10 protein-coding genes and 1 pseudogene are annotated in these 21,439 nt (G+C 74.7%); 5 read left to right on the top strand and 6 right to left on the bottom strand.

The genetic code is table 11. From position 1 onward, the window contains the following. Nucleotides 1-28: 28 nt before the first annotated feature. From AAFN69_RS05545 to AAFN69_RS05520, 6 genes are all read right to left on the bottom strand, one after another. Nucleotides 29-712, bottom strand: coding sequence for an ElyC/SanA/YdcF family protein (locus AAFN69_RS05545; RefSeq protein WP_347727135.1), 684 nt, complete (start codon nt 710-712; stop codon nt 29-31). A gap of 136 nt (nt 713-848) precedes the next feature. Next, nucleotides 849-2,711, bottom strand: a complete 1,863-nt coding sequence (locus AAFN69_RS05540) for a hypothetical protein (RefSeq protein ID WP_347727134.1) — start codon at nt 2,709-2,711, stop codon at nt 849-851. Then, the gene (locus AAFN69_RS05535; protein WP_347727133.1) at nt 2,708-6,967 is read right to left on the bottom strand and encodes a DUF5682 family protein; all 4,260 of its coding nucleotides are present in this window, start codon (nt 6,965-6,967) and stop codon (nt 2,708-2,710) included. The genes AAFN69_RS05540 and AAFN69_RS05535 overlap by 4 nt, the downstream gene beginning before the upstream one ends. Beyond that, a complete protein-coding gene (locus tag AAFN69_RS05530; RefSeq protein ID WP_347727132.1) occupies nt 6,954-8,138 on the bottom strand; it encodes an AAA family ATPase in 1,185 nt (394 codons plus the stop codon). The genes AAFN69_RS05535 and AAFN69_RS05530 overlap by 14 nt, the downstream gene beginning before the upstream one ends. Next, nucleotides 8,135-13,168 (bottom strand): hypothetical protein, encoded by a 5,034-nt coding sequence (locus AAFN69_RS05525; protein ID WP_347727131.1) that lies wholly within the window; start codon nt 13,166-13,168, stop codon nt 8,135-8,137. Before AAFN69_RS05525 ends, AAFN69_RS05530 begins: the two co-directional genes overlap by 4 nt. Nucleotides 13,169-13,227: 59 nt before the next feature. After that, nucleotides 13,228-14,103, bottom strand: a complete 876-nt coding sequence (locus tag AAFN69_RS05520; protein WP_347727130.1) for a DUF4132 domain-containing protein — start codon at nt 14,101-14,103, stop codon at nt 13,228-13,230. A gap of 197 nt (nt 14,104-14,300) precedes the next feature. Between AAFN69_RS05520 and AAFN69_RS05515 the strand changes: the two genes are divergently transcribed. The 5 genes and pseudogenes from AAFN69_RS05515 to AAFN69_RS05495 all read left to right on the top strand — a co-directional run bounded on the left by AAFN69_RS05515 (nt 14,301) and on the right by AAFN69_RS05495 (nt 21,436). Next, the gene (locus tag AAFN69_RS05515; protein WP_347727129.1) at nt 14,301-14,501 is read left to right on the top strand and encodes a hypothetical protein; all 201 of its coding nucleotides are present in this window, start codon (nt 14,301-14,303) and stop codon (nt 14,499-14,501) included. Nucleotides 14,502-14,808: 307 nt separating this feature from the next. Beyond that, nucleotides 14,809-16,191, top strand: coding sequence for a deoxyguanosinetriphosphate triphosphohydrolase (locus AAFN69_RS05510; protein WP_347727128.1), 1,383 nt, complete (start codon nt 14,809-14,811; stop codon nt 16,189-16,191). Between the two features lie 279 nt (nt 16,192-16,470). Beyond that, nucleotides 16,471-17,733: an FAD-dependent oxidoreductase gene (locus AAFN69_RS05505; RefSeq protein WP_347727127.1), complete on the top strand. Its 1,263-nt coding sequence runs from the start codon at nt 16,471-16,473 to the stop codon at nt 17,731-17,733. 129 nt (nt 17,734-17,862) lie between these two features. Beyond that, nucleotides 17,863-19,764 (top strand): DNA primase, encoded by a 1,902-nt coding sequence (gene dnaG / locus AAFN69_RS05500; protein ID WP_347727126.1) that lies wholly within the window; start codon nt 17,863-17,865, stop codon nt 19,762-19,764. 336 nt (nt 19,765-20,100) lie between these two features. Continuing rightward, a pseudogene (locus tag AAFN69_RS05495) lies at nt 20,101-21,436 on the top strand (RNA polymerase sigma factor). Nucleotides 21,437-21,439 lie beyond the last annotated feature (3 nt).

Here is a 21,439-nt window from a genome sequence, read left to right as displayed (position 1 = left end):
TCCGGGAGACGTCCCGGCCGTGCCCCGGCTACCCGGGCGGTACGGCCGCTCCCGCCAGCGCGATCTCCACACCCTTCTCCCGGTCTCCGAGGAACTGCGGATCCGGCTTGAAGGCCACGTCCAGCGAGGCTTTTCCGGCCGCGATCATCTCCCGCACCGCGCCGTAGCGCCAGACGGAGTCCAGCGGTTCCTCGACCCCGACGCCGTAGGAGTCGACCCCCGCCGACCGGCAGAGGGTGACCGCCCGCCGGATATGGAACCCCTGGGTCACCAGGACGGCCCGGTCGACCCCGAAGATCTTCTTCGCGCGGACACAGGAGTCCCAGGTGTCGAAGCCCGCGTAGTCGCTGACGATCCGGTCGTCCGGCACGCCCTTGCCGGTGAGATACGTCCGCATCGCGTTCGGCTCGTCGTACTCCGCCCGGCTGTTGTCGCCGGTCACCAGAACCACCTTGACCTTGCCCGCCCGGTACAGCTCGGCCGCCGTGTCCAGCCGGTGGGCCAGATAGGGGGTGGGCCTGCCCTCCCAGAGCCCTGCTCCGAAGACCACGGCCACATCCTGCGCGGGGACCTCCGCGACGGTGCTGATCCGGCTGCCGGCGGAGGCGTGGACATAGGTCGCGGGCACGAGAGCGAGCACACAACCGAGCATGGCGGCCTGCACCAGCCGCCGCTGCCCCCGCCGGGTGCGGGGGAGCCGGGGTGGGTTCATCCGGAGTCGTGGTCGTTTCACACCAGGTCAGACGCCGGTCGGCCGGATTTGGTTCACCCTTTCGTGTCCGGGGCGGCGGGGCGCGGGGGTGGGCGGGCGGCCCGGCCGCGGGCGGGGCCGGCGGCCCGGGGCGGGCTCATCCGTCCGCTCCGGGTGCCGGGGCCGGTGCGGACCAGGCGGCCGGCAGCAGCGACCGGGTCGCGGCGGCCGCGTACACCGCCGCGCCGAGCCAGGCCGTCGCGAACGCCTCCGGGTCGGCGGGCAGCAGCCTGCCGAGCCCGTCGTGCCGCCGTGCGGCGGCCGTCTCGCCGAGGGCCCGCGCGCACTCCGCACCCGTGGTCAGGCCCACCGCGCTCAGCCGGCGCGGCAGTTCGCCGTCGGCCGCCGCGGCGGTGACGGCCCGGCCGCCCGCGACGGCCCGGTCCACCGCGCGCGCCAGCAGCTCCAGCTCGATCGGCAGCGCCGGAATGTCCGCCCCGCCGGACCGCTCGCCCGCGCCCGGGGGAGCCGGGTTCCCCGGGGCCGGTATGTGGGAGCGGTTGAGCCGCCGCAGGCCCAGATCGGCGCGGACCGTCTCACCGTCGTGGCCCCGCCAGGACGCCGCGAGCGCCTGCACGCCGTCCGGGCGGTCGGCCACCGCCCGGACGATCAGCCGCAGTTCCAGCCCGGGACAGGAGGCGAGGAGCCGCAGATTCTCCGCATGGGGGAGCTCGGGCCGCTCGTCGGGGGCGAGCAGCCGCAGCAGCGGACCGCCCGTCACCCGGAACCCCCCGGCGGTGACCGTGCCGGTGAGGAAGAGCAGATCACCGCCGGCCGGCCGGCTCTCGGCCGGCCGCGCGAGCCAGTCGAGCGCCGCCGCGAGCTGCCCGGCCGGCTCGCGCCGCCAGAGCGCGTCGAGCGGGGCCTCGTCCCACCGGGCGCCCGGGGCCCGCACCGAACGGACCTTGCCGCCGCCGCCGATCCGGCCGTCCGGCGAGACCGTCGGGCCGGTCAGAATGACCGAGCCGCCGTCCCCCCACTCGCGCAGGGGGAGCGCGCAGCCGCCGGGCACGGGGGTGCCCGCCGCCTGGATCGCCCGCTCCGGCGGCCCGGGAGCGATGTCCGAGAGTGTGTGCGGGGTGCCGTCGGCCGCGACGCCGTACGCGGTGGCGCCCGCATAGCCGGAGGCCGTGACGACCGGCTCGGTGAAGAGCCCGTACAGCCGGAGCGGCCCGGCCGGGGAATAGGAGCGGCGCGCGGGTGTCACGGCAGCTCCGGGGCGCCGCAGGAGATCGAGCAGCCCGGAGAGCTCGGCGGAGAGCTCGGGGAGCCGGAAGGCCGCGTCCTCCGCCTGCGCCTCGCCCAGCCGCCGGGCGATCCGCACCGCCGCGGCGGCCGGCAGATGCAGCCCGGCCAGGCGGCCGGAGTGGGCCGCATGCAGGAGCTCGGCCCGGTGGACGGCGCCCGCGCCGGTCACTCCGGCGACCAGTACCGCGGTCGCCGCGGCTCGCAGCGCCTCCAGCGCGGCGTACTGCGCCGGGGTCGGAACGGGCCCCGCCGCTTCGTCCGCCCCGGCGGTGTCGCCGGCCCCCGGGGTGTCACCGGTGACCTCCCCGGCCCCGCCCGCCGGGGCCTGGGCCCGAGGCCGCTCCCCGCCGGGCTCCGGGCCGCCGGCCGGTTCCCCCTCCGCCGGCTCCGCGAGGGGTTCGGCGAACTCCGCCCGCTCCGCCAGCGGCGCGCTCGACAGCACCGCCGCACGGTGGAGACAGGCGGGTGCCAGCAGACAGCCGCACACGGCGTCGCCGGCGTCCGCCACGATCCCCCCGGTGACCCTGAGGGTCACCGAGGTGTCCGCGTCCACCACCACCCGCACGCCGTCGGCGGTGGGCTCCAGCGGCCAGCCGGACACCTTCGCCAGCGCCGAGTCCACCCGCTTGCGCAGCCGGGCGGGGAGCAGATCCAGCGCTCCCGCCGCGACATCGGCGGCCACCGGGGGCAGCCCCGGGAGATTCCCTGTCACCGGTGCGTACCTCCTACGCGCTCGCCGACCCAGCGGGCCAGCTCCAGAGGGCTGAGGGCGGCGACCGGCATGCCCGCCGCCACCAGCCGGCCCGCCACACCCGCGGAGTAGCGGGGCCGGCCCGCGTCGTCCAGCGAGGCGCAGCCGAGAACATGACAGCCCGCGTCGACCAGGGTCCGCACCTCCGAGAGGAGCGGGCCGACCGGGCCGCCCTCCTCGAAGTCGCTGATCAGCACGACGAGGGTGCGGGACGGCACGGTGACCAGCTCGCGGGCGTGCCGCAGCCCCCTGGCGATGCTGGTCCCGCCGCCGACCCTGACCTCCAGCAACAGGCTCAGCGGGTCCTCGACATGGTCGGTGAGATCCAGGACCTCGGTGGAGAAGGCGACGAAATGCGTGCTGATGGCGGGCACCCCGGCGAGAACCGACGCGGTGAGCGCCGCCCAGACGGTGGACGCCTCCATCGAGCCGGACACATCCACCACGAGCACCAGCCGCCAGTCCGCCGACCGCCGGGCGCGGGTCCGGAACACCGGCCGCTCCGGGAAGACCGTCACCGCTCCCGTGTGCTCGTCCCGCGTGGCGGTCGCCAGATTCGCCCGCAGGGTGCGCGGAAGATCCAGCGGACCGCCGGGGCGCCGGGTGGGCCGGGGGTGGGAGAGACCCGTGAGCGCGGGCCGCAGCCGGTTGGCGAGCGCCTCGGTCAGCTCCTTGACCAGCCGGGCCACTAGGGGCCGCAGCCGGGCGAGCTGCTGTTCGGGCAGCCCGCCCGCGTAGGAGAGCACAGTCCTCAGCAACTCGACCGAAGGACGGGCCGATGCGGGGTCCAGGGCGAGCGCGGCGTCCAGCCGGCCCGTGTCGGCGGCGGCGGCCAGCACCTCCTCGCGCACACCGGGGCCGAAGAGCGCGGCGAGCTCCTCGGACCAGGCCCGGACGTCGGGGTAGGACGCCTCACTGCCGCCGGTGCGCCCTCCGGCGCCCCCCTGCTCGCTCCGTGAGCCCTCGCCCCGCCCGCTCCCGTACAGCTCGTCGAGGGCAGTGGCGTAACGCAGGGCGGTTCCGCTCAGCTCCCGGCCCCGGCCGAGGAGCAGCCGCCACCGCTCACCGGGGCCGAGCGCGACGGCCGCGTCCCCGGTGGTGAGCGGCGCCGGTGCGGCCCGGTCCGTGTCCCCGGGCGGCCCCGGAGGGTTCCCGGCGTCGGGTGCGTCGGGTGCGTCGGGTGCGTCGGGTGCGTCGGGTGCGTCGGGTGCGTCGGGTGCGTCGGGCCGTACGGGGCCGGGCGCCAGACCGCGCCCGGTCAGCGCCTCCCGGCCCGCCAGATCGGCGAGGGCGAGAAGCGCGAGCACCGCCGGGTCGGTCACTCCGCCGGTGAGGGTGCCCGCCGCCGTGCCCGTACGGTCCTCCACCACCGCGAGCAGCCGCGACCGGGCCGCCGGCGCCAGGACGTCGAAGCCGGCCCGCAGCGCGGGAAGCCGGTCCAGGAACGCCCGGTCCGGGAAGGACTCCACCCGCTCCAGCAGCGGGTCCAGCGCGGGGCCCGCCTCCAGCAGCGGACCCGCCCCGAGGAGCGAGCCGCGCAGGAAATCGGCCAGCCGCCCCCGGAGCTCCGGCGTGGTCGCCGTGTCCGCCCGCGCGGCCAGCCGGATCCCGAACTCGTCCGGCTCCCGGTGTCCCAGCAGCACCCGCGCCGCCCCCGCCGCCCCCTGCATCAGCGGAGTGGCCTCCGTCTCCAGGCGGGCCAGCGCGTCCGCCAGCCGGAGCCCGCCGCCGATTCCGTCGGCCTGCCCGGCCAGGGAGATCAGCGCGCGGGCGTCCGCGGGCTCGGTCGAGCCCGCGAGCCCGTCCAGCGCGCGAACCCCCGCCGAGGCCAGCTCCTCGTACGCGGCGGCGACCGCGGACCGCTCCCACTCCGCTTCCACACCCGGCACATGACCGGATCCGATCCGGTCGAGCAGGGCCATCCCCGCGAGGAGTTCGGGCAGGGTGCCGGTGGCGGGCAGCAGCTCGGCCAGCTCCCCCAGCCGCTCCGCGGCCAGTCCGCGCAGGGCGCAGGAGGCCGCCAGGGAGAGTCCTTCGAGGACCTCCGCCGCCGTCGGCCCGCCCTCTCCGCGCTGATCCGCCCGCCGCCTGCGCAGCACCCCCGCCGCGGCCTGCTCCAGGGTCACCCCGTGCACTCCCGCCACATCGAGCATCGCGGCCGACGCCGGTGTCCAGGCCACGGCCCAGCGGGTGGTCAGCGCGGCGGCCTCACCGACCCCCGCGACCGAGGACTCGTCCCCGTACGGCACCCGGCACACCGCGAGCCGCCGCAGCGCGATCTCCCGCCGCCGGTCGAGCCCGGCCCGCAGCACATCCAGCCGCAGCTCACGGCGGTCCGGATCCCCGGGGTGCGGCAGCCGCAACTCGGCGAGCAGCGCCTCCACCGCCGGCCCGAGCCCCGAACGAGGGGTCCCCGGGGCCAGCCGCCCCTGCCGCCCGCCGACCAGGACCCGCTCCATCGCCGCGGCCACGACCCGGCCCCGGCCCAGCAACTGCCCCTGGGTGAGCACCGTCTGAGCGGCCTCCGCCAGCTCACCCCGCCCGGCGGCGGGCAGCCCGCGCAGCGCCGCGAGATCCCGGGCCACCCGGACCACCTCCCGCGCGTCGGCGGGACCACTGGGATGCCCGGCCTTCCGGATCGCCGCGCAGATCCGTACCGCCGTCGCGATCAGCAGCTCGTCCAGCCGCTCCGGGTCCCCGCCCGCGCGGAAGACTCCGTGCTGCCACTCCGGATCCCGGATCCCGGCCGGATAGCCGGACCGCTCATCGAGCAGCGGATACGCGTAGGGCACCAGCGAGGTGATCACCTCCCCCGCCGCCGGCCGCTCCCGCGCGGCCTTCACCGCCTCCCGCAGACCGGCCCCGGCCGGCCCCCGGTCCGAGACCGCACCGGTCCGCCCGGCCACACCGCCCGCGCCGCCCGGATCCCCGTGCGCGCCCCCGGGCACGGTCGCCCCCGCCGGCCCGATCCGCCGCCCGGAGCCGGATGTCCCCTCCCCGCCCGTGTGCGGGGCGGCCGGGTGCGGGCCCGGCCGGTCGGCCGTGCCCGCGGTGTCCGGGCCGGACGCGCGGGTGTGCCGCGCGCCGCCCGGTGCGGCCGTCCCCGTGCCCGCCCCCCTGCCCGGCACCGTGCCTCCCGCGCTCGGCAGCCCTCCCGTGGGCCCGGCTGCCGGGCGGGGCCCGTCCGCCACCGCCGCCCCGGCACCCGGCCGGTGCGTCGGGGCGCCGCTGTCCGACCGCCCGGTCCGCGGTCCGGAGCCGGACCCCTCGCCGCCGCCCGTGCTTCCGGCGACCGGGTACGGGCCCGCGGTGTCCCGGCCGGACACCCGCGCGCGCGTCGCGCCGAGGCCCTCGCGTCCGCTCGATCGCGTGGGACCGGCCACCCTCGCGCTCCGGGTCCCGGCCGCCTGCGCCGCGGCGGACGGCGGGGTGTCCGGTGCTTCGGGGCCGGCCGTGCGGCCGGTCAGGGCCGGGGCGTGGAACGCCCCGATGACCGCCGCCGCGCGCCGGCCGCCGTGTTCGGCCAGACGGCGGCGCATGTTCGCCTCGCGGCGCAGATCGTAAGGGTCCACCGTGCCGCTGTCCGCCCGCAGGGCCCAGCCGACCAGCAGTGCCGCACGGCGAAGCGCCTCGGGCTCGCCGCCCGGGGCCGCCGCCTCGACGAGCCGGTCCCACAGATCGTCGCCGGGGCGGCCACCGGCGCGTGCCCGCAGGGCGCCCGTCAGCATCCCGGCCGGGGGCGCGCCCACCCGGTCCGCCGCCTCCGGACCCGGTTCCGTCTCCTGCTCCGGGCCCGCGTCACCGGACCGAGCCGCGAGCGGCAGATCGAACGGAATGACCTCCACCCCCGCCTCCCGCGCCCAGCGGATCGCCGCCAGCTCCGGGGAGAACTCCGCGAACGGCAGAAACACCAGCCCCGATTCCGCCCCGCTCCCCGCCAGCGCGACGGGCGGCACGGTCGCCGGATCCGCCAGATGGACCAGCCAGGGCGCGAACTCCTCCGGCAGCTCGATGAACAGCACCTCCGGCGCCGCGCCGGCCAGCAGCGCGGGCACGGCCGCCGCCAGCGCGGGGGAGTGGTGCCGCACCCCGATCAGATAGGGGTCCCGGCAGTCCGCGAGGGACCGCAGAGCCTCCTCGGGCTCCCGCCCGCCGGAACCGGCGGACCGGCCCGGCGGGCGGGCGGAGGCCGCCCGCCCCACCTCAGGAGAGCTCATCGCGCAGCTCCCACAGGGTCCGCCAGAGCGGGGCGCCGTTCTCCGCGCGGCGGCGGACCGGACCGTCCCAGTAACCGAGCAGCCGGGCGTGGTCCGCCGGGTCGTCCTTGCGGACGGTGCCCAGGAGATGGCCCGGCAGCGAGCGCACCACATCGCGGCCGTCGCCCAGATACGCCGCCCCCAGACCCATGGAGGTGGCGACCTGCACCGCCTCCGCCGTGGACATCACCGTGGACGGCCGCTCCACCTCCCAGCCCTCGGCGCTCCGCCCGGAGCGCAGATCACGGAAGGCCGTCACCAGCGCCTCCAGCACCGCGTCATCCACCCCGAACGCCGCACCGGACCGCGTCAGCGCCGCCGTGGCCTGGCCGCGCACCAGCTCCGTCTCCGCGTCGAGATCGTCGATCGGCCCGACCTCCTCGAAGTTGAACCGCCGCTTCAGGGCGGCGGACATCTCCGAGACGCCCTTGTCGCGCAGATTCGCCGTGGCGATCAGCGTGAAGCCGGGTACCGCGTGCACGGTGCCGTCGGCGCCGTCCCCGCCCGCCAGCTCCGGTACCGACATCCGGCGCTCCGAGAGAAGCGAGACCAGCGCGTCCTGCACCTCGGGCAGACAGCGGGTGACCTCCTCGATCCGGGCCACCGCGCCCCGGGTCATCGCGGTCAGCACCGGTGACGGCACCAGAGCCTCCCGGCTGGGGCCCTTGGCCAGCAGCATCGCGTAGTTCCAGCCGTAGCGGAGCTGGTCCTCGGTGGTGCCCGCGGTGCCCTGCACCGTCAGCGTGCTGGAACCGCACACCGCCGCCGACAGCAGCTCGGACAGCATCGACTTGGCGGTGCCCGGCTCGCCGACCAGCAGCAGTCCGCGCTCACCCGCCAGGGTCACCACACACCGCTCCACCAGGGCCCGGTCGCCCACGAACTTCCGTGACACCACCAGCCGGCCGCCGTCGGGGGCCGACAGCGGCTCCCCGTCCGAGCCGCAGATGAAAAGCACCACCGAACGGGGCGTCATCCGCCACCCCGGCGGCCTCGGCCCGTCGTCGTACGCGGCGAGGAAGGCCAGCTCCTCGCGGTGGCGGTCCTCCGGCAGCTCCACCTGCCGTGCCCCGTCCCGTGCTTCCGCCGCCCCCCGGGCGGTGCTCCCCGCCGGCATCGTCCCGCTGCTCATCGCGAACCTCCCCTGGCGCCCCGTGCGGTACGCCCCCTGAACTCCTCGAACCCCGGCGCGTCGCCGTCCACCACCCGCTGCCAGGCCAGCGCGAACACATCCGCCACCGGACGGTCGGGTATCGCACTGCCATGGCCGCCCCAGGGCAGCAGATCCTGCTTCCAGGTCTCCCACGGCAGCCTCGGCGCGCTGTTCTCCGCCCAGCCGCCGGGCAGGAAGAGCGAGCGGCCCGCCCGCGCCCGCTTCGCCTCCACCACCAGCTCCGTCGCGGCCAGCTCCGTACGGGCCCTCTTCAGCCGGGCCGGCTTCCAGCCGGTCCAGGCGGCCTGATTCCGGTCCGTCGGGTCGGGCAGCGCCAGCAGCATCAGATAGAGCGCCGCAGCGTCCTCGGAGAGCCCGAACCGCCCGGCCGCGGCCGTCACCAGCTCCGGCACACTGTGCGCCGGACACTGCGGCGCGCCCGCGGGCCCGTCCGCCGACACCAGTGCGGTGAACTCCTCGCTCATCACGGTGAAGAGCGCCTCCAGGCCGTGCGACTCCCGGCCGATCGCCACCAGCAGCTTCACATCCGGATGATCGGCGCACGGCACCTCGCCGGCCGTGACGGCGGCCGCCCCGATCCAGATCGAATCCCACTCCGCGCGGTAACTCATCGGCGCGAGCACCAGTGCCTGCCCCGCCTCGACCAAGCCCTCCCGCCCGTCCTTGACCCGGGGCGCGAGACCGTACGCCTCCCGGACCCGGACCGAGGTCGGCTTGCCCTTGTCGTCCCAGTCCACACCGGGATCGAGAAGCAGCGCCGGATCGGCGAGCCGCTCCCTGAGCATCCGCAGCGTCACCGGCAGCACCGCCCGCAGCGGATCACCGAACGGCAGCCGGTACGCCAGCCACCGCAGCGCTTCGACGTACTCGCCCAGCTCCGACATGGTGAGCAGCTTCGACGGCTCGGCCGCCGCCAGATCGCCGTCCTTGTCGAGACTCTGCACGGTCCGCCCGGTCAGCTCCGGCTGTGCCTCGGGGTTGAGCGCGGAATCCAGCAGTGTGCCGGAACCGACCTCGGTCACCACGCGGGCGACCAGCCAGGAGGGTGCCACCCGCCGCTTGCCGCGCTCCGCGAGCCAGCTCCCGGCGAGCGGTTCCAGATCGAAGCCGCGCTCCCACAGCCCGGCCACCAGCTCCGGGGCCGACGGCAGCAGCAGAGAGGTGTACCGATGCCGTTCACCGAGGGTGAAGTCGCTCAGAGCCGACCGGGCCGCCTTGGCATCCGGCGTCTTGAGGCCCAGCGGGGCCAGATACTCCGCCGTCAGCAGACCGTCCCGGCCCCACTCGTTGATCTCCGGCAGGCCGAGCTGCACCAGCGCGGCCACGGCCGCCCCGACACCGACCCGCTCACCGAACTCCACCGCCTGCTCGGGCCGGTACGGCAGCGGTCCGCGCTCCCGCGCGGTCTCGATCAGCCGCCGCACCGTGTCGGCCCGGGCCGGGTCGTCCGGCCGGCCGTGCACCTCGGACTCCGTCTCGGTGAGCCCGTCCCAGGCCCCGAAGACCCCGGCGGGATCGTATTCGAGGCACTTCCAGACGGCGAGGCCGTTGTCCCGCTCATAGCACCTCTGGACGAGAAGCCGCCGGGCGCCGGAGTGGCGCACGGTGCCCGACATCCGCTGCGGTTCCCCGCCGCACTCGCCCGTCAGATCCACCGTCCGCAGCCGGCCGCGCGGGTCGATGAGCACGGCCTCGCCGTCCGCCCGGACCTCCAGGGCCGCTTCGAGGTACTCCAGCACCGCGTCCCGGTGCTTCCGGTCCGTCACCGGGGAGACCGCGACCATCGCCGCGGCGGCCAGGCCATCCCCGACCAGATGGAGCCGGTCCCTGCCGTGGGTCGAGTGCCACACCCGGCTCTCGTCGGCGGAACACGCCAGCGCGTCCCGCACTCCCCACAGCTGGTCCATCATCCCGGTGCCGCTGCCCGGTCCCTCGTTTCCGTAGAAATACCCCGTGTTGATCAGGGTGTTGAGGGCATGCCGCACCGTGCCGTCGTGGGCGTGGCGCACCTGCGGACCGCTGTCGGCGGAGGCCGCGCCCCCGGCCCCCTGCTTCCTGATCCGCGCGATCGTACTGGCCACCCGCACGGCCTCGCGGACGAATCCGGTCACTCCGGCCAGCAGCCCCGGATGGGTGACCTCCGGCAGCACCTCGCGCACGGCGCCGGTGAGGTCCGCCGATTCGATGGAATCGGCGGTGCCGGTCCGGACCGCCTCCGTCACCGCCACCACGCCCGCCTCCAGCAGGGCCAGCGCGCTCTCCTCCGTCACCGCGCGCAGCGCGGCGGAACCCCGCTCGTCACGGGGGCGGAACGCATGCCAGTAGCCGACCGGAACCACCATCGCGGTGCCCGCCGCGTACGTCCCGGGCAGGCCGCCCTCCGTGAGGGAGGCCAGACAGACCCCTTCGGCGTCGTGGAGGTCGATCCGGCTCTGGTGCCCGCGGTCCTCGCGCGGATGGAGCACCCCGCCGGCGGGCAGCCGCAGCGGCGGCAGCGGAATCCCCTCGGTCAGCTGTCCGGGACGGCGGCTCCTGGCCTTCACGGCCGGACTGCGGGTGCCGTCGACCGAACAGGCGGTCAGGGTGCGCGTCTGCGGATCGAACCGCACCCACCAGCCCACCACGCCGTTCGCACTGCCGAACGGCGAATCCTCCAGGCCGGCCCGGACGGGCAGCAGCCGGCAGAAGCGGTTCAACAGGGTGCTGCCGGACCGCTCCGCGAGCGCGGAGTCGAAGAATCCGGGCATCGAGACCCGCCCCCGGCGGGCCGACTCGGGGTCGTAGTCCCACCACTCCTGATCGTGCAGCACCCAGACGGAGACACCGTCCGACGCGACCGCGCGGTGCTCACTCGCGAACGAGGTGTCGCCCGGGTGAACCGGCCGCCCGCCGAAGGTCCTGCCGCCGTCCGGGAGCTCCAGCGACGGGGTCTGATACGCGAGCCAGTGGCTGCCCGGCCTCCCGTCGGGGGTGAACACCTCCGACTGACGCCCCGACCAGCGGCCCCGCTGATCCGTGCCGCTGCCGCTGATCGTCAGCCACTGGCCGCCGATCCAGCGCACCAGCGGGGTCTCCCAGGAGTACGTCTGCTTCGCCGGCAGCGAGATCGTGTGGCGGTCCACCACACCCTCCGGGCCCGCGGCCACGGCCAGCATGCCCTGCCGCACCACCAGCACCGGCCAGGCGTCCGCCAGCTCCGGCGAGTCGTCGCCGCCCCGGCCGCGGGTCCGGGACCGGCCGGCCGCCGGCGCGGACGCGGGAAGGGTCATCTCCGCCATCGCCTCCTCGAAGGCGGGCCAGCCCAGCTCGTCGAGGATGCCGGTGCTCAGGGTCCGCGCGAGCGCGCCGACGGGGGAGAACTCGGCGATCCGGTCCACCGCCTCCGGAGCGGTGGCCAGCACCACCGGCGCCGAGAACGCCCTGATCCGCTTCAGCAGGGCGTCCAGCTCGGGGAATCCGGCCGGCCGCTCCAGATCATCGGCCCGGTCGGTGAGCCAGCCCGCGACCACTCGGCACAGCTCGGGATGGCCGGCGGCCTTCGTGAGAGCGGCCGAGGGCTCGCCGGGCGAGCCGGCCAGCTGCTCCACCCCGCCGCGCAGCATCCGGGTGAACCGGGGATCCGCCACCAGGGCCGCCAGATCGCGTCCGCCCGCGCGCTCGTCACCGAGCCAGTTCCCCAGGTCCAGCCGCTCCATCTCATCCCCCGGCGGGTACACCGGAATGCCGAGCGCGAGACAGAGATCGAGCACATCCAGATCCGCGGTGCACCGGTTGCCGCCGCCGCGCAGCAGCTTCACCGGCGTGCCGTCCGCCACCAGCCGGTCCGCCAGCCGCTCCACCAGGGCCAGTTCGGACTCCAGCCGCTTGAGCGCACGCCAGCCGCGGTGCCGGTGACGGCTCCACCTGGTGAGCCACTCGGCGGCCGGCACCGTGCCGTCCAGCAGCAGGGAGAACGCACCGCACCGCTCCAGCAGCGCCAGCCACTCCCCGTCGAACTCCTCGGTGCTGTCCCCGCCCACATCCGGCAGCAGCGACAGCAGCCGCTCCCGCACGGCCGGATCCCCGGCGGCCAGCTCCGAGAGCGCGCCGAGCGCCGACTTCCAGAAGGTCCCCGAGGCCCGCGACATCGCACCGGTGTGGATGATCTCCGAGAGCAGCGACCGCTCCTCGGCGGCGGCGTCGAGATCCGCCGCCCGCGCGAGCCTCCGCAGATCCTCCAGCATGCCCGCGTACGGGGTGAGCCCGGCCGCGCACCGCTGCGCGGAGATCACCCGGAACTCCGCGTACGCCTCCGCCGGGGAGAGCCGCGCGGCCAGCCCCTTCGCGTACTCCCGCAGCGCCTTGCCGCTCAGCGCGCCGGCCCCGGCGAACTCCAGGAACACCTCACGGAGCCGGGACTCGTCCACCGGAAGCGCGTGCCGCTGCTCCGCCGCCCGCGCCTTCCCGAAGAACACCGACGCCTGCTGCCGTCCCTCCACGGCCAGGAACAACCGCCCCACCTGCTCGTAGTAGGTCGGCAGGAACTGCGGTACGGAACGGTCCAGCCGCACCCCGATCTCGTCGAAGCCCTCCTTCGCCAGGCCCGGCTTGGTGCTCACCTGCCGGCCCAGCCGCTCCATCTCCTTCACCACGGCCAGTGCGTGATGGCCGCGCGCGGGGTCGTGCACCAGCGCCCAGGCCGGGAAGCCGAGCGACTGCGGTCTGACCCGCCCGACGGAATCCGCGCCGGCCCCCTCGAACCCCAGATACTCCAGCGCCAGATCCTCCGCCGGCGCGATGGTGCCCGGCACCAGCCGCACCACCGTGCGGTCGTCCAGCGCCGCGTGGCGGTACGCCCGCGCCGTCAGCTCATCGGTCGCCGCCCCGGAGCCCGTACCCGAACCCGAACCCCTTCCCGAACCGGAGTCCGTGCCCCCTCCCGTCCCGCCGCCCGCGAGCGGCAGTACCGCCCCGGCCTCCAGCAGCCCGGCCTCCGGCGATCCGTCCATCGATTCCCCCGTAGTGCTCTGTACATCAGTGCCCCGCACCGTGGTGCCGTCCGTCCCGCTCACCGCAGCTCCCCCTGCTCCTCCGCCACCGCGCGGCCCGCGAAGAGCAGTGCGGCCATCCGCTCGCCCTCCGACCAGGCCACCGGCCCCACCTCGGCCAGCGGCAGCCGCCGCCCCTCCCGGTCCCGCCACTCCAGAGACCCCGTGTACGCCTCGGCGTCCGGATAGTCGGACCCCAGCCAGTACGCCGCCTCCAGCACCCTGCCGCCCTCCACCAGCGGACAGAGCGCCTGACCGCCCCGCACCCGATAGCCCAGCGCCACCGCCCGCGCGGTGACATGCCGCAGCCGGTCGAACTTCCCCGAGGCGTACGCCTTCCACTCCGTGCCGGTGACCTCGTCCGGGCGCCGCCAGACCTCGCGGAACAACTGCTCCACCTTCTGGTCCACACCCAGCTCGACCGCGAACTCCCGCAGGTCGTCCAGGTCTTCGAGCAGCACCGGATGCGGGATCAGCACGCTCTCGCACTCCAGCCGGACCGAATCGCCGTCCAGATCGACCACTCCCAGACCCTTGTCCGGGTCCGCGTCCCGCAGCAGACCGGCGCGCGTCATGTCCGCCGCGCCGTCCGGCCCCACCGGGGCGATCACCAGATCCCGCAGCGCCGACCGCCAGGCCGCGTCCGGCCACACCCGGGCCAGCAGAACCGCCGGCACCGGCAGCGAGCGCACCAGCCAGGTGTCCACCTGCTCCCGGCACTCCCGCTCATGCCGCTCCAGCCACTCCGCCAGCTGCCGCAGCCGCACCACCGCGGAATCGTCCTTCAGCTTGGGCGGCACCTGCTTCAGCGGCCGCCCCGCCGCATTTCTGCACACCACACTCGCGCCGTCCAGCGCCACGGTGTAGTCACCGCTGTCTGTCTCGATCCAGCCCATGGCAAGACCGCCTCCCCGACGTACCGGTTTCGATGACGATCACACTAGGTGAGGGGTCTGACAGCGGGCCGCCGGGAGTACCGGCCTGTGGAAAACCCTCGGCTCGCGGCCGGCGAACCCCGCCCCGGCCCGGCCCCCGCCGTCCCCCGTCACCGCCGCGCAACAACGGCGCAACCCGGGCCCGTCAGGATCGGTCCATGACGAAGCCGGCACACCTCCGCGAGGCACCGCCGCTGGACACCACCGCGCGGCTGCTGACCCTCATCACCGCTCAACTCGGTGCCCAGCTCGGCACCGTCCGCCTCAACGGCACCCGCAGAGACCGCCGGCCGGCCGACGGCCCGCCCCCCTGCCCGGAGCCGTCCGCCGCGGCCCCCGCCGGGACCCGGGACAGCTGACACCCGCCGTCCCCGGGACCCGGGACAGCTGACACCCGCCGTCTCCCCCAGGACTCCGCCCCCGGGCCCCGGCGCGCGACCCCGTCGGGCCCCGAACCGTGACCAACGCCCGCGAACACCCACCGCCTACCCCCGTCCCCACCACGGAAAGTGACCACCACACCCTCCCACCTGCGGTGATCTCCCTTCCGCCGGGCCATCCGCCTCCATCACCACCCCAGCCCCAGGGGCGATATCCGGCCGGGAACCGGCCTCCACCCGGCCCACCCGGGACCCATCTGTCACATCGGCCGGATACCTTCGCTACATGGCAGGCACCACCAGCACTCCTCCCGGCCCTCACACCCCCGGCGTCCCGAACACCTCCGACGTATCGGAGGCATCGGAGGCCACGCACGCCCATGGCGTGTACGGCGCCCGCGGCTCCTACGACGACGCGGCCACCGACCGCTGGGCCCCCGAGCCCGACAAACGCCCCGGCCGGACCGCCTTCCAGCGCGACCGCGGACGCGTACTGCACTCGTCCGCCCTGCGCAGGCTCGCGGGCAAGACCCAGGTCGTCACCCCGGGCACCCGCAACCGCGCCTGGGACGCCAGCCCGCGCACCCGGCTCACCCACTCCCTGGAGTGCGCCCAGGTCGGGCGGGAGCTCGGCGCGGCCCTCGGCTGCGACCCCGACCTCGTCGAGGCCGCCTGTCTCTCCCACGACATGGGCCATCCGCCCTTCGGGCACAACGGCGAAGCCGTGCTCAACGAGGTCGCCAAGGAGTGCGGCGGCTTCGAGGGCAATGCCCAGTCGCTGCGCCTGCTGACCCGGATCGAACCGAAGCGATTCATCAGCGACGAACACGGCGAACAGGTCAGCGTCGGCCTCAACCTCACCCGGGCCACCCTGGACGCCGCCACCAAATACCCCTGGGCCCGCGGCGGCCACCCCACCGACCCCGGCTCCGTCAAGTTCGGTGTGTACGACGACGACCTGCCCGTCTTCGCCTGGATCCGCGAGGGCGCCCCCGAGCACCGCAAGTGCTTCGAGGCCCAGGTCATGGACTGGGCCGATGACGTCGCCTACTCGGTGCACGACTTCGAGGACGGCCTCCACGCCGGGCACATCGACCCCAATCTGCTGCTCGCCGAACCCGAGCGGGCCGAGATATGGCGGGTGGCGATCGAGCGCTACGCCAGCCCCGGCACCGAGCCCGGCGAGCTCTCCGAAGCGCTGGACCGGCTCATCGACCAGGAGTGGTGGCCCCACCACTACGACGGATCGGCCATCGCCCAGGCCCGGCTCAAGGACGCCACCAGCCAGCTGATCGGCCGATTCTGTCTCTCCGCCGAGGGCGCCACCCGCGACGCCCACGGCACCGGCCCCCTCACCCGGTACGCGGCCGAGCTGGTCGTCCCCCGCGCCACCCGCCTCGAATGCGCGGTTCTCAAGGCCGTCGCCGACCGCTATGTGATGCAGCGCGCGGACCAGGAGGCGCTGCGGGCCGATCAGCGCATCGTGCTGGCCGAGCTGGCCGAGGCCATCACCGCCCGCGCACCCGACACCCTCGAACCGCAATTCCGCACCCTCTTCACCGCGGCGCGCGACGACCGGGCGCGCGGTCGGGTGATTGTGGATCAGCTCGCCTCGCTCACCGACGCCTCCGCCCGCACCCTGCACGCCCAGCTCACGGCCCGGCGCTGAGCCGCTGAGCCGGCCCGGGGGACCGCCGCCGCGAGACACGCCAAGGTCACTCCCTCTTCCGCCATATCGCTCCGTGAGGGACGCTCGCTGAAGACGTGCGGGCGCGGAACCGGAAAGATCCGGACTCGGCCGCCGGGAACCGTGGGGGACCGTACCGACCGGCGGCACCGCCGGCGGGCCGGCCCGGAAAGCGGAACCCGGTCGGCGGAGTCCGGTCGGCGGAGTCCGGGAATGCGGAAGACGCGGGAAGCGGAAGACCCAGAAACGCGGAGGCATCAAGTGGTCGACGGACATCGGACCTTCGTCATTGTCGGTGGTGGACTCGCGGGGGCCAAGGCGGCCGAGACCCTGCGGAGCGAGGGATTCCGCGGACGGGTGATCCTCATCGGCGACGAGCGCGACCATCCCTATGAACGCCCACCCCTGTCCAAAGCGCTCCTCCAGGGCAAAGCGGAGCGCGGCTCCGTCTTCGTCCACGAGCCCACCTGGTACGCGCAGGCCGATGTCGAGCTCCACCTCGGCCTCCAGGTCGTCTCCATCGACCGGGCCGCCAGGACCGTGCGCCTCGGCGACGGCACCGTCCTCCACTACGACAAACTGCTGCTGGCCACCGGATCCGAGCCGCGCCGGCTGGGCGTGCCCGGTACGGAGCTGGCGGGCGTCCACCATCTGCGCCGGCTCGCCCACGCGGAGCGGCTGCGCGGGGTGCTCGCCTCCCTCGGCCGGGACAATGGCCGGCTGGTCATCGCCGGGGCGGGGTGGATCGGCCTGGAGGTCGCCGCCGCCGCCCGCGGCTACGGTGCCGAGGTGACCGTCATCGAGCCGGAACCGACCCCGCTGCACCAGGTCATCGGACCGGAGCTGGGCCAGCTCTTCACCGAACTGCACCAGGACCACGGCGTCCGCTTCCACTTCGGCGCCCGCCTCACCGAGATCATCGGCCAGGACGGCATGGTGCTCGCCGTCCGGACCGACGACGGCGAGGAGTTTCCCGCCCACGATGTCCTCGCCGCGATCGGCGCCGCCCCGCGCACCGCCCTCGCCGAGGCCGCCGGGCTCGCCCTCGCCGACCGGGCGGACGGCGGCGGAATCGCCGTCGACGCCTCCCTGCGCACCTCGGACCCGGACATCCACGCCGCCGGGGACGTGGCCGCCGCCCGCCATCCGCTGCTGGGCGCCCGGCTGCGCGTGGAGCACTGGGCGAACGCCCTGAACGGCGGTCCGGCCGCCGCCCGCGCCATGCTCGGCCAGGAGGTCTCCTACGACCGGGTGCCCTACTTCTTCTCCGACCAGTACGACCTCGGCCTGGAGTACTCGGGCTGGGCGCCGGCCGGGTCGTACGACCAGGTGGTGCTGCGCGGTGACGCCGGAAAGCGGGAGTTCATCGCCTTCTGGCTGAAGGAGGGCCGGGTGCTCGCGGGGATGAATGTCAATGTGTGGGATGTCACCGCCCCCGTTCAGGAGCTGATCCGCTCCGGGGCGGTGATCGACCCCGACGCCCTGGGCGACCCGTCGGTGCCGCTCACAGCCCTCACCGGGTGAGCGGAGGGCTCCGGGTGGGGTCCGGCGGGAGCCCTCCGGCCGCCGGCGGGCGGATCATCCCGCTCGCCGGCGGGGCGGAGTTGTCCACAGCCGACGGGAGTCGCGGGCGAACCACCGTAGAATTCACACGTGGCAGGCAGGATCAACGATGACGACGTCAAGGCGGTTCGGGACGCGGTCCCGATCGACGCCGTCCTGTCCGAGTACCTCCAGCTCCGCCCCGCCGGCGGCGGCAATCTGAAGGGGCTCTGCCCCTTCCACGACGAGAAGTCCCCGTCCTTCCAGGTCAGCCCGAGCAAGGGGCTCTTCCACTGCTTCGGCTGCCAGGAAGGCGGCGACACGATCGCCTTCGTGATGAAGATCGACCATCTCACCTTCTCGGAGACGGTCGAGCGGCTGGCGGCCAAGGCCGGCATCACCCTCCGGTATGAGGAGGGCGGGTACAACCCCAGCAATCAGCGGGGCGAGCGGATCCGGCTGGTCGAGGCCCACAAGATCGCCGCGCAGTTCTACATCGACCAGCTGGAGAATTCCGCCGAGGCCGAGGCCGGGCGGAAATTCCTGGCCGAGCGCGGCTTCGACCATGCCGCCGCCCAGCACTTCAGCGTCGGCTACAGCCCGCAGGGCTGGGACCATCTCACCCGCTTTCTGCGCGGCAAGGGGTTCACCGACAAGGAGCTGATCCTCTCCGGTCTCTCCCAGGACGGCCGCCGGGGACCGATCGACCGCTTCCGCGGGCGGCTGATGTGGCCGATCCGCGACATCTCCGGTGATGTCGTCGGCTTCGGCGCCCGCAAGCTCCACGAGAGCGACAACGGCCCCAAGTATCTGAACACCCCCGAGACCGGCATCTACAAGAAGTCCCAGGTGCTGTACGGCATCGATCTCGCCAAGAAGGAGATCGCCAAGACCAGCCGGGCCGTGGTCGTGGAGGGCTACACCGATGTGATGGCCTGCCATCTGTCGGGTGTCACCACCGCCGTCGCCACCTGTGGCACCGCCTTCGGCGGCGATCACATCAAGATCCTCCGCCGGCTGCTGATGGACAACGCCACCGCCGAGGTGATCTTCACCTTCGACGGCGACGCCGCCGGTCAGAAGGCCGCCCTGCGGGCCTTCGAGGACGATCAGAAGTTCGCCGCCGAGACCTCCATCGCCATCACCCCCAACGGCATGGACCCCTGCGATCTCCGGCTCGCCGAGGGCGACGAGGCCGTCCGCGATCTCGTCTCCACCCGGACCCCGCTCTTCGAATTCGCCATCCGCCAGGTCGTCCAGCGGCACAATCTGGAGACCCCGGCCGGCCGGGCCGCCGCCCTGGACGAGGCCGCGCCCATCGTCGGCGGGATCAAGAACATCGCGATCCAGCACGAATCGGCCGTACAGCTCGCCGGGATCGTCGGCATCCTCGACACCCAGTTCGTCGTGAAGCGGGTCTCCCAGCTCGCCCGCTGGGCCCGCGACCGGGGTGGCCGCGGACCCGCGCCGGCCCGGGGGGCCGCCCCGCCCCAGCGCTCCGCGGGCCCGGCCGCCGCGTCCGGGCCCGCGCTCAATCTCCGCAGCCCCGCCCACCGCACCGAGCGCGAGCTCCTCAAACTCGCGCTCCAGCGCCCCGAGCTGGTCTCCCCGGCCTTCGACGCCTATGGCGTGGACGAATTCACCGCGCCTCCGTACGCGGCGGTCCGCGAGACCATCGCCGAGGCGGGCGGTGCCGAACAGGGCACGGCGGACGGCTCCGGCTATCTCGCCCGGGTCCGCGACGCCGCCCCCGATGACACCGTGCGCGCCCTGGTCACCGAGCTGGCGGTGGAGGCGATCCACTGCCGGACGGTCGACGAGAGCTATGCGGGGGAGCAGCTCGTCCGGGTCCGGCTGCGCGCGGTCGACCGCAGGATCGGCGATGTCCAGGGCTCCCTCGCCCGGCTGGGCCAGGGAGCCGACCCCGAGCGCCACACGGCCGTGCAGAACGAGCTCTGGGTGCTTCAGCAGTACGGCCAGTCGCTCCGCAACCAGGGCGCCGCGGCACTCTGACCGCCCGGCGCCCCGGCCCCGGCCGCCCTGCTTCCCCCGCCGCCCCGCCGAGGCCCCGCCCGTGTTCCGCGCATCCGCTTCCCGGCCCCGGCCGCCCTGCTTCCGCCGGCGCCCCGCCGATGCCCCGCCCGTGTTCCGCGCATCCGCTTCCCGGCCCCGGCCGCCCTGCTTCCGCCGGCGCCCCGCCGATGCCCCGCCCGTGCTCCGCGCACCCCCTTCCCGGCCCCGGTCCACCCCCGATGGCCGATTCGCGTAACCGCACGGTCACGCACGGGTCTCAGAAAGTCCACGCACGCCCCTCGTGGCAGCTGTGTGTCGTACCCCACACTGGGTGCGGTGCCTGAGTCCTCGGAGCGCGGCCGGCCCATGGAGGCCGACCGCCCACCCCGCGGATCCGCTCATCGTGTACGGGACGGACAGCGGGCCCGGCCGCCCCCGTCCCGCTGCCGCACGCCCCCGACCGGCAGCGATCACCCTGGAGGTCGCCCCCGTGCAGACCCGGACCCAGACCCTGACCGAGACACAGACGAAGACCCCGACCGAGAGACTGGCCGAGGGCCTGGCCGGGACCGAGACCATCGCCAAGACCGTCCCGTCCCAGGGTCCGCCCGCCGGTCACCCCGAGACGATGCCGCATCCGGCCCGGGACACGGCCGCCGCGGACCCGCCCGGAGAATCCCCCGGAGAACCGGCCGCGGAGCTGGTCGAGGAGACGGCCGACCGGGAACCGCTCTCCGCCGCGCGCGCCGAGAGCGGCGGCCCCTCATCCGATCTGTTCCGCCAGTATCTGCGGGAGATCGGCAGAATTCCCCTCCTCACCGCCGTCGAGGAGGTGGAACTCGCCCGCCGGGTGGAGGCCGGCCTCTTCGCCGAGGAGAAGCTGAGCAACACCCCCGACATCAACGACTCCCCGCTCGCCGTCGATCTCGACCGGCTGGTCGTGCTCGGCCGGATGGCCAAGCGCCGGCTGATCGAGGCCAATCTGCGGCTCGTCGTCTCGGTGGCCAAGCGCTATGTCGGACGCGGGCTGACCATGCTCGACCTTGTCCAGGAGGGCAATCTCGGCCTGATCCGGGCGGTGGAGAAGTTCGACTACGCGCGCGGCTACAAGTTCTCCACGTACGCCACCTGGTGGATCCGCCAGGCCATGTCGCGGGCCCTCGCCGACCAGGCCCGCACCATCCGGGTGCCCGTCCATGTGGTGGAGCTGATCAACCGCGTGGTGCGGGTACAGCGCCGGATGCTCCAGGAGCGCGGCTGCGAACCCACCCCCGAGGAGGTCGCCGCGCAGCTGGACCTCGCGCCCGAGCGGGTCAGCGAGGTGCTGCGGCTGGCGCAGGAGCCGGTCTCCCTCCACGCGCCGGTGGGCGAGGAGGACGATGTCGCGCTCGGCGATCTGATCGAGGACGGCGATGCCGCCTCGCCCGTGGAATCGGCCGCCTTCCTGCTGCTGCGCGAGCACCTGGAGGCGGTGCTCTCCACCCTCGGCGAGCGCGAACGGAAGGTGGTCCAGCTCCGTTACGGGCTGGCCGACGGCAGGCCGCGCACACTGGAGGAGATCGGCCGGATCTTCGGGGTGACCCGGGAACGCATCCGCCAGATCGAGTCCAAGACCCTCGGCAAACTGCGCGACCACGCCTTCGCCGACCAGCTGCGCGGCTATCTGGACTGAGCG

This window comes from Streptomyces sp. CAU 1734, from assembly GCF_039888735.1.
GTDB lineage: Bacteria > Actinomycetota > Actinomycetes > Streptomycetales > Streptomycetaceae > Streptomyces.
The sequence above is the reverse complement of the archived record's forward strand: the minus strand, read 5'-3'. Positions and strand labels throughout refer to the sequence as shown.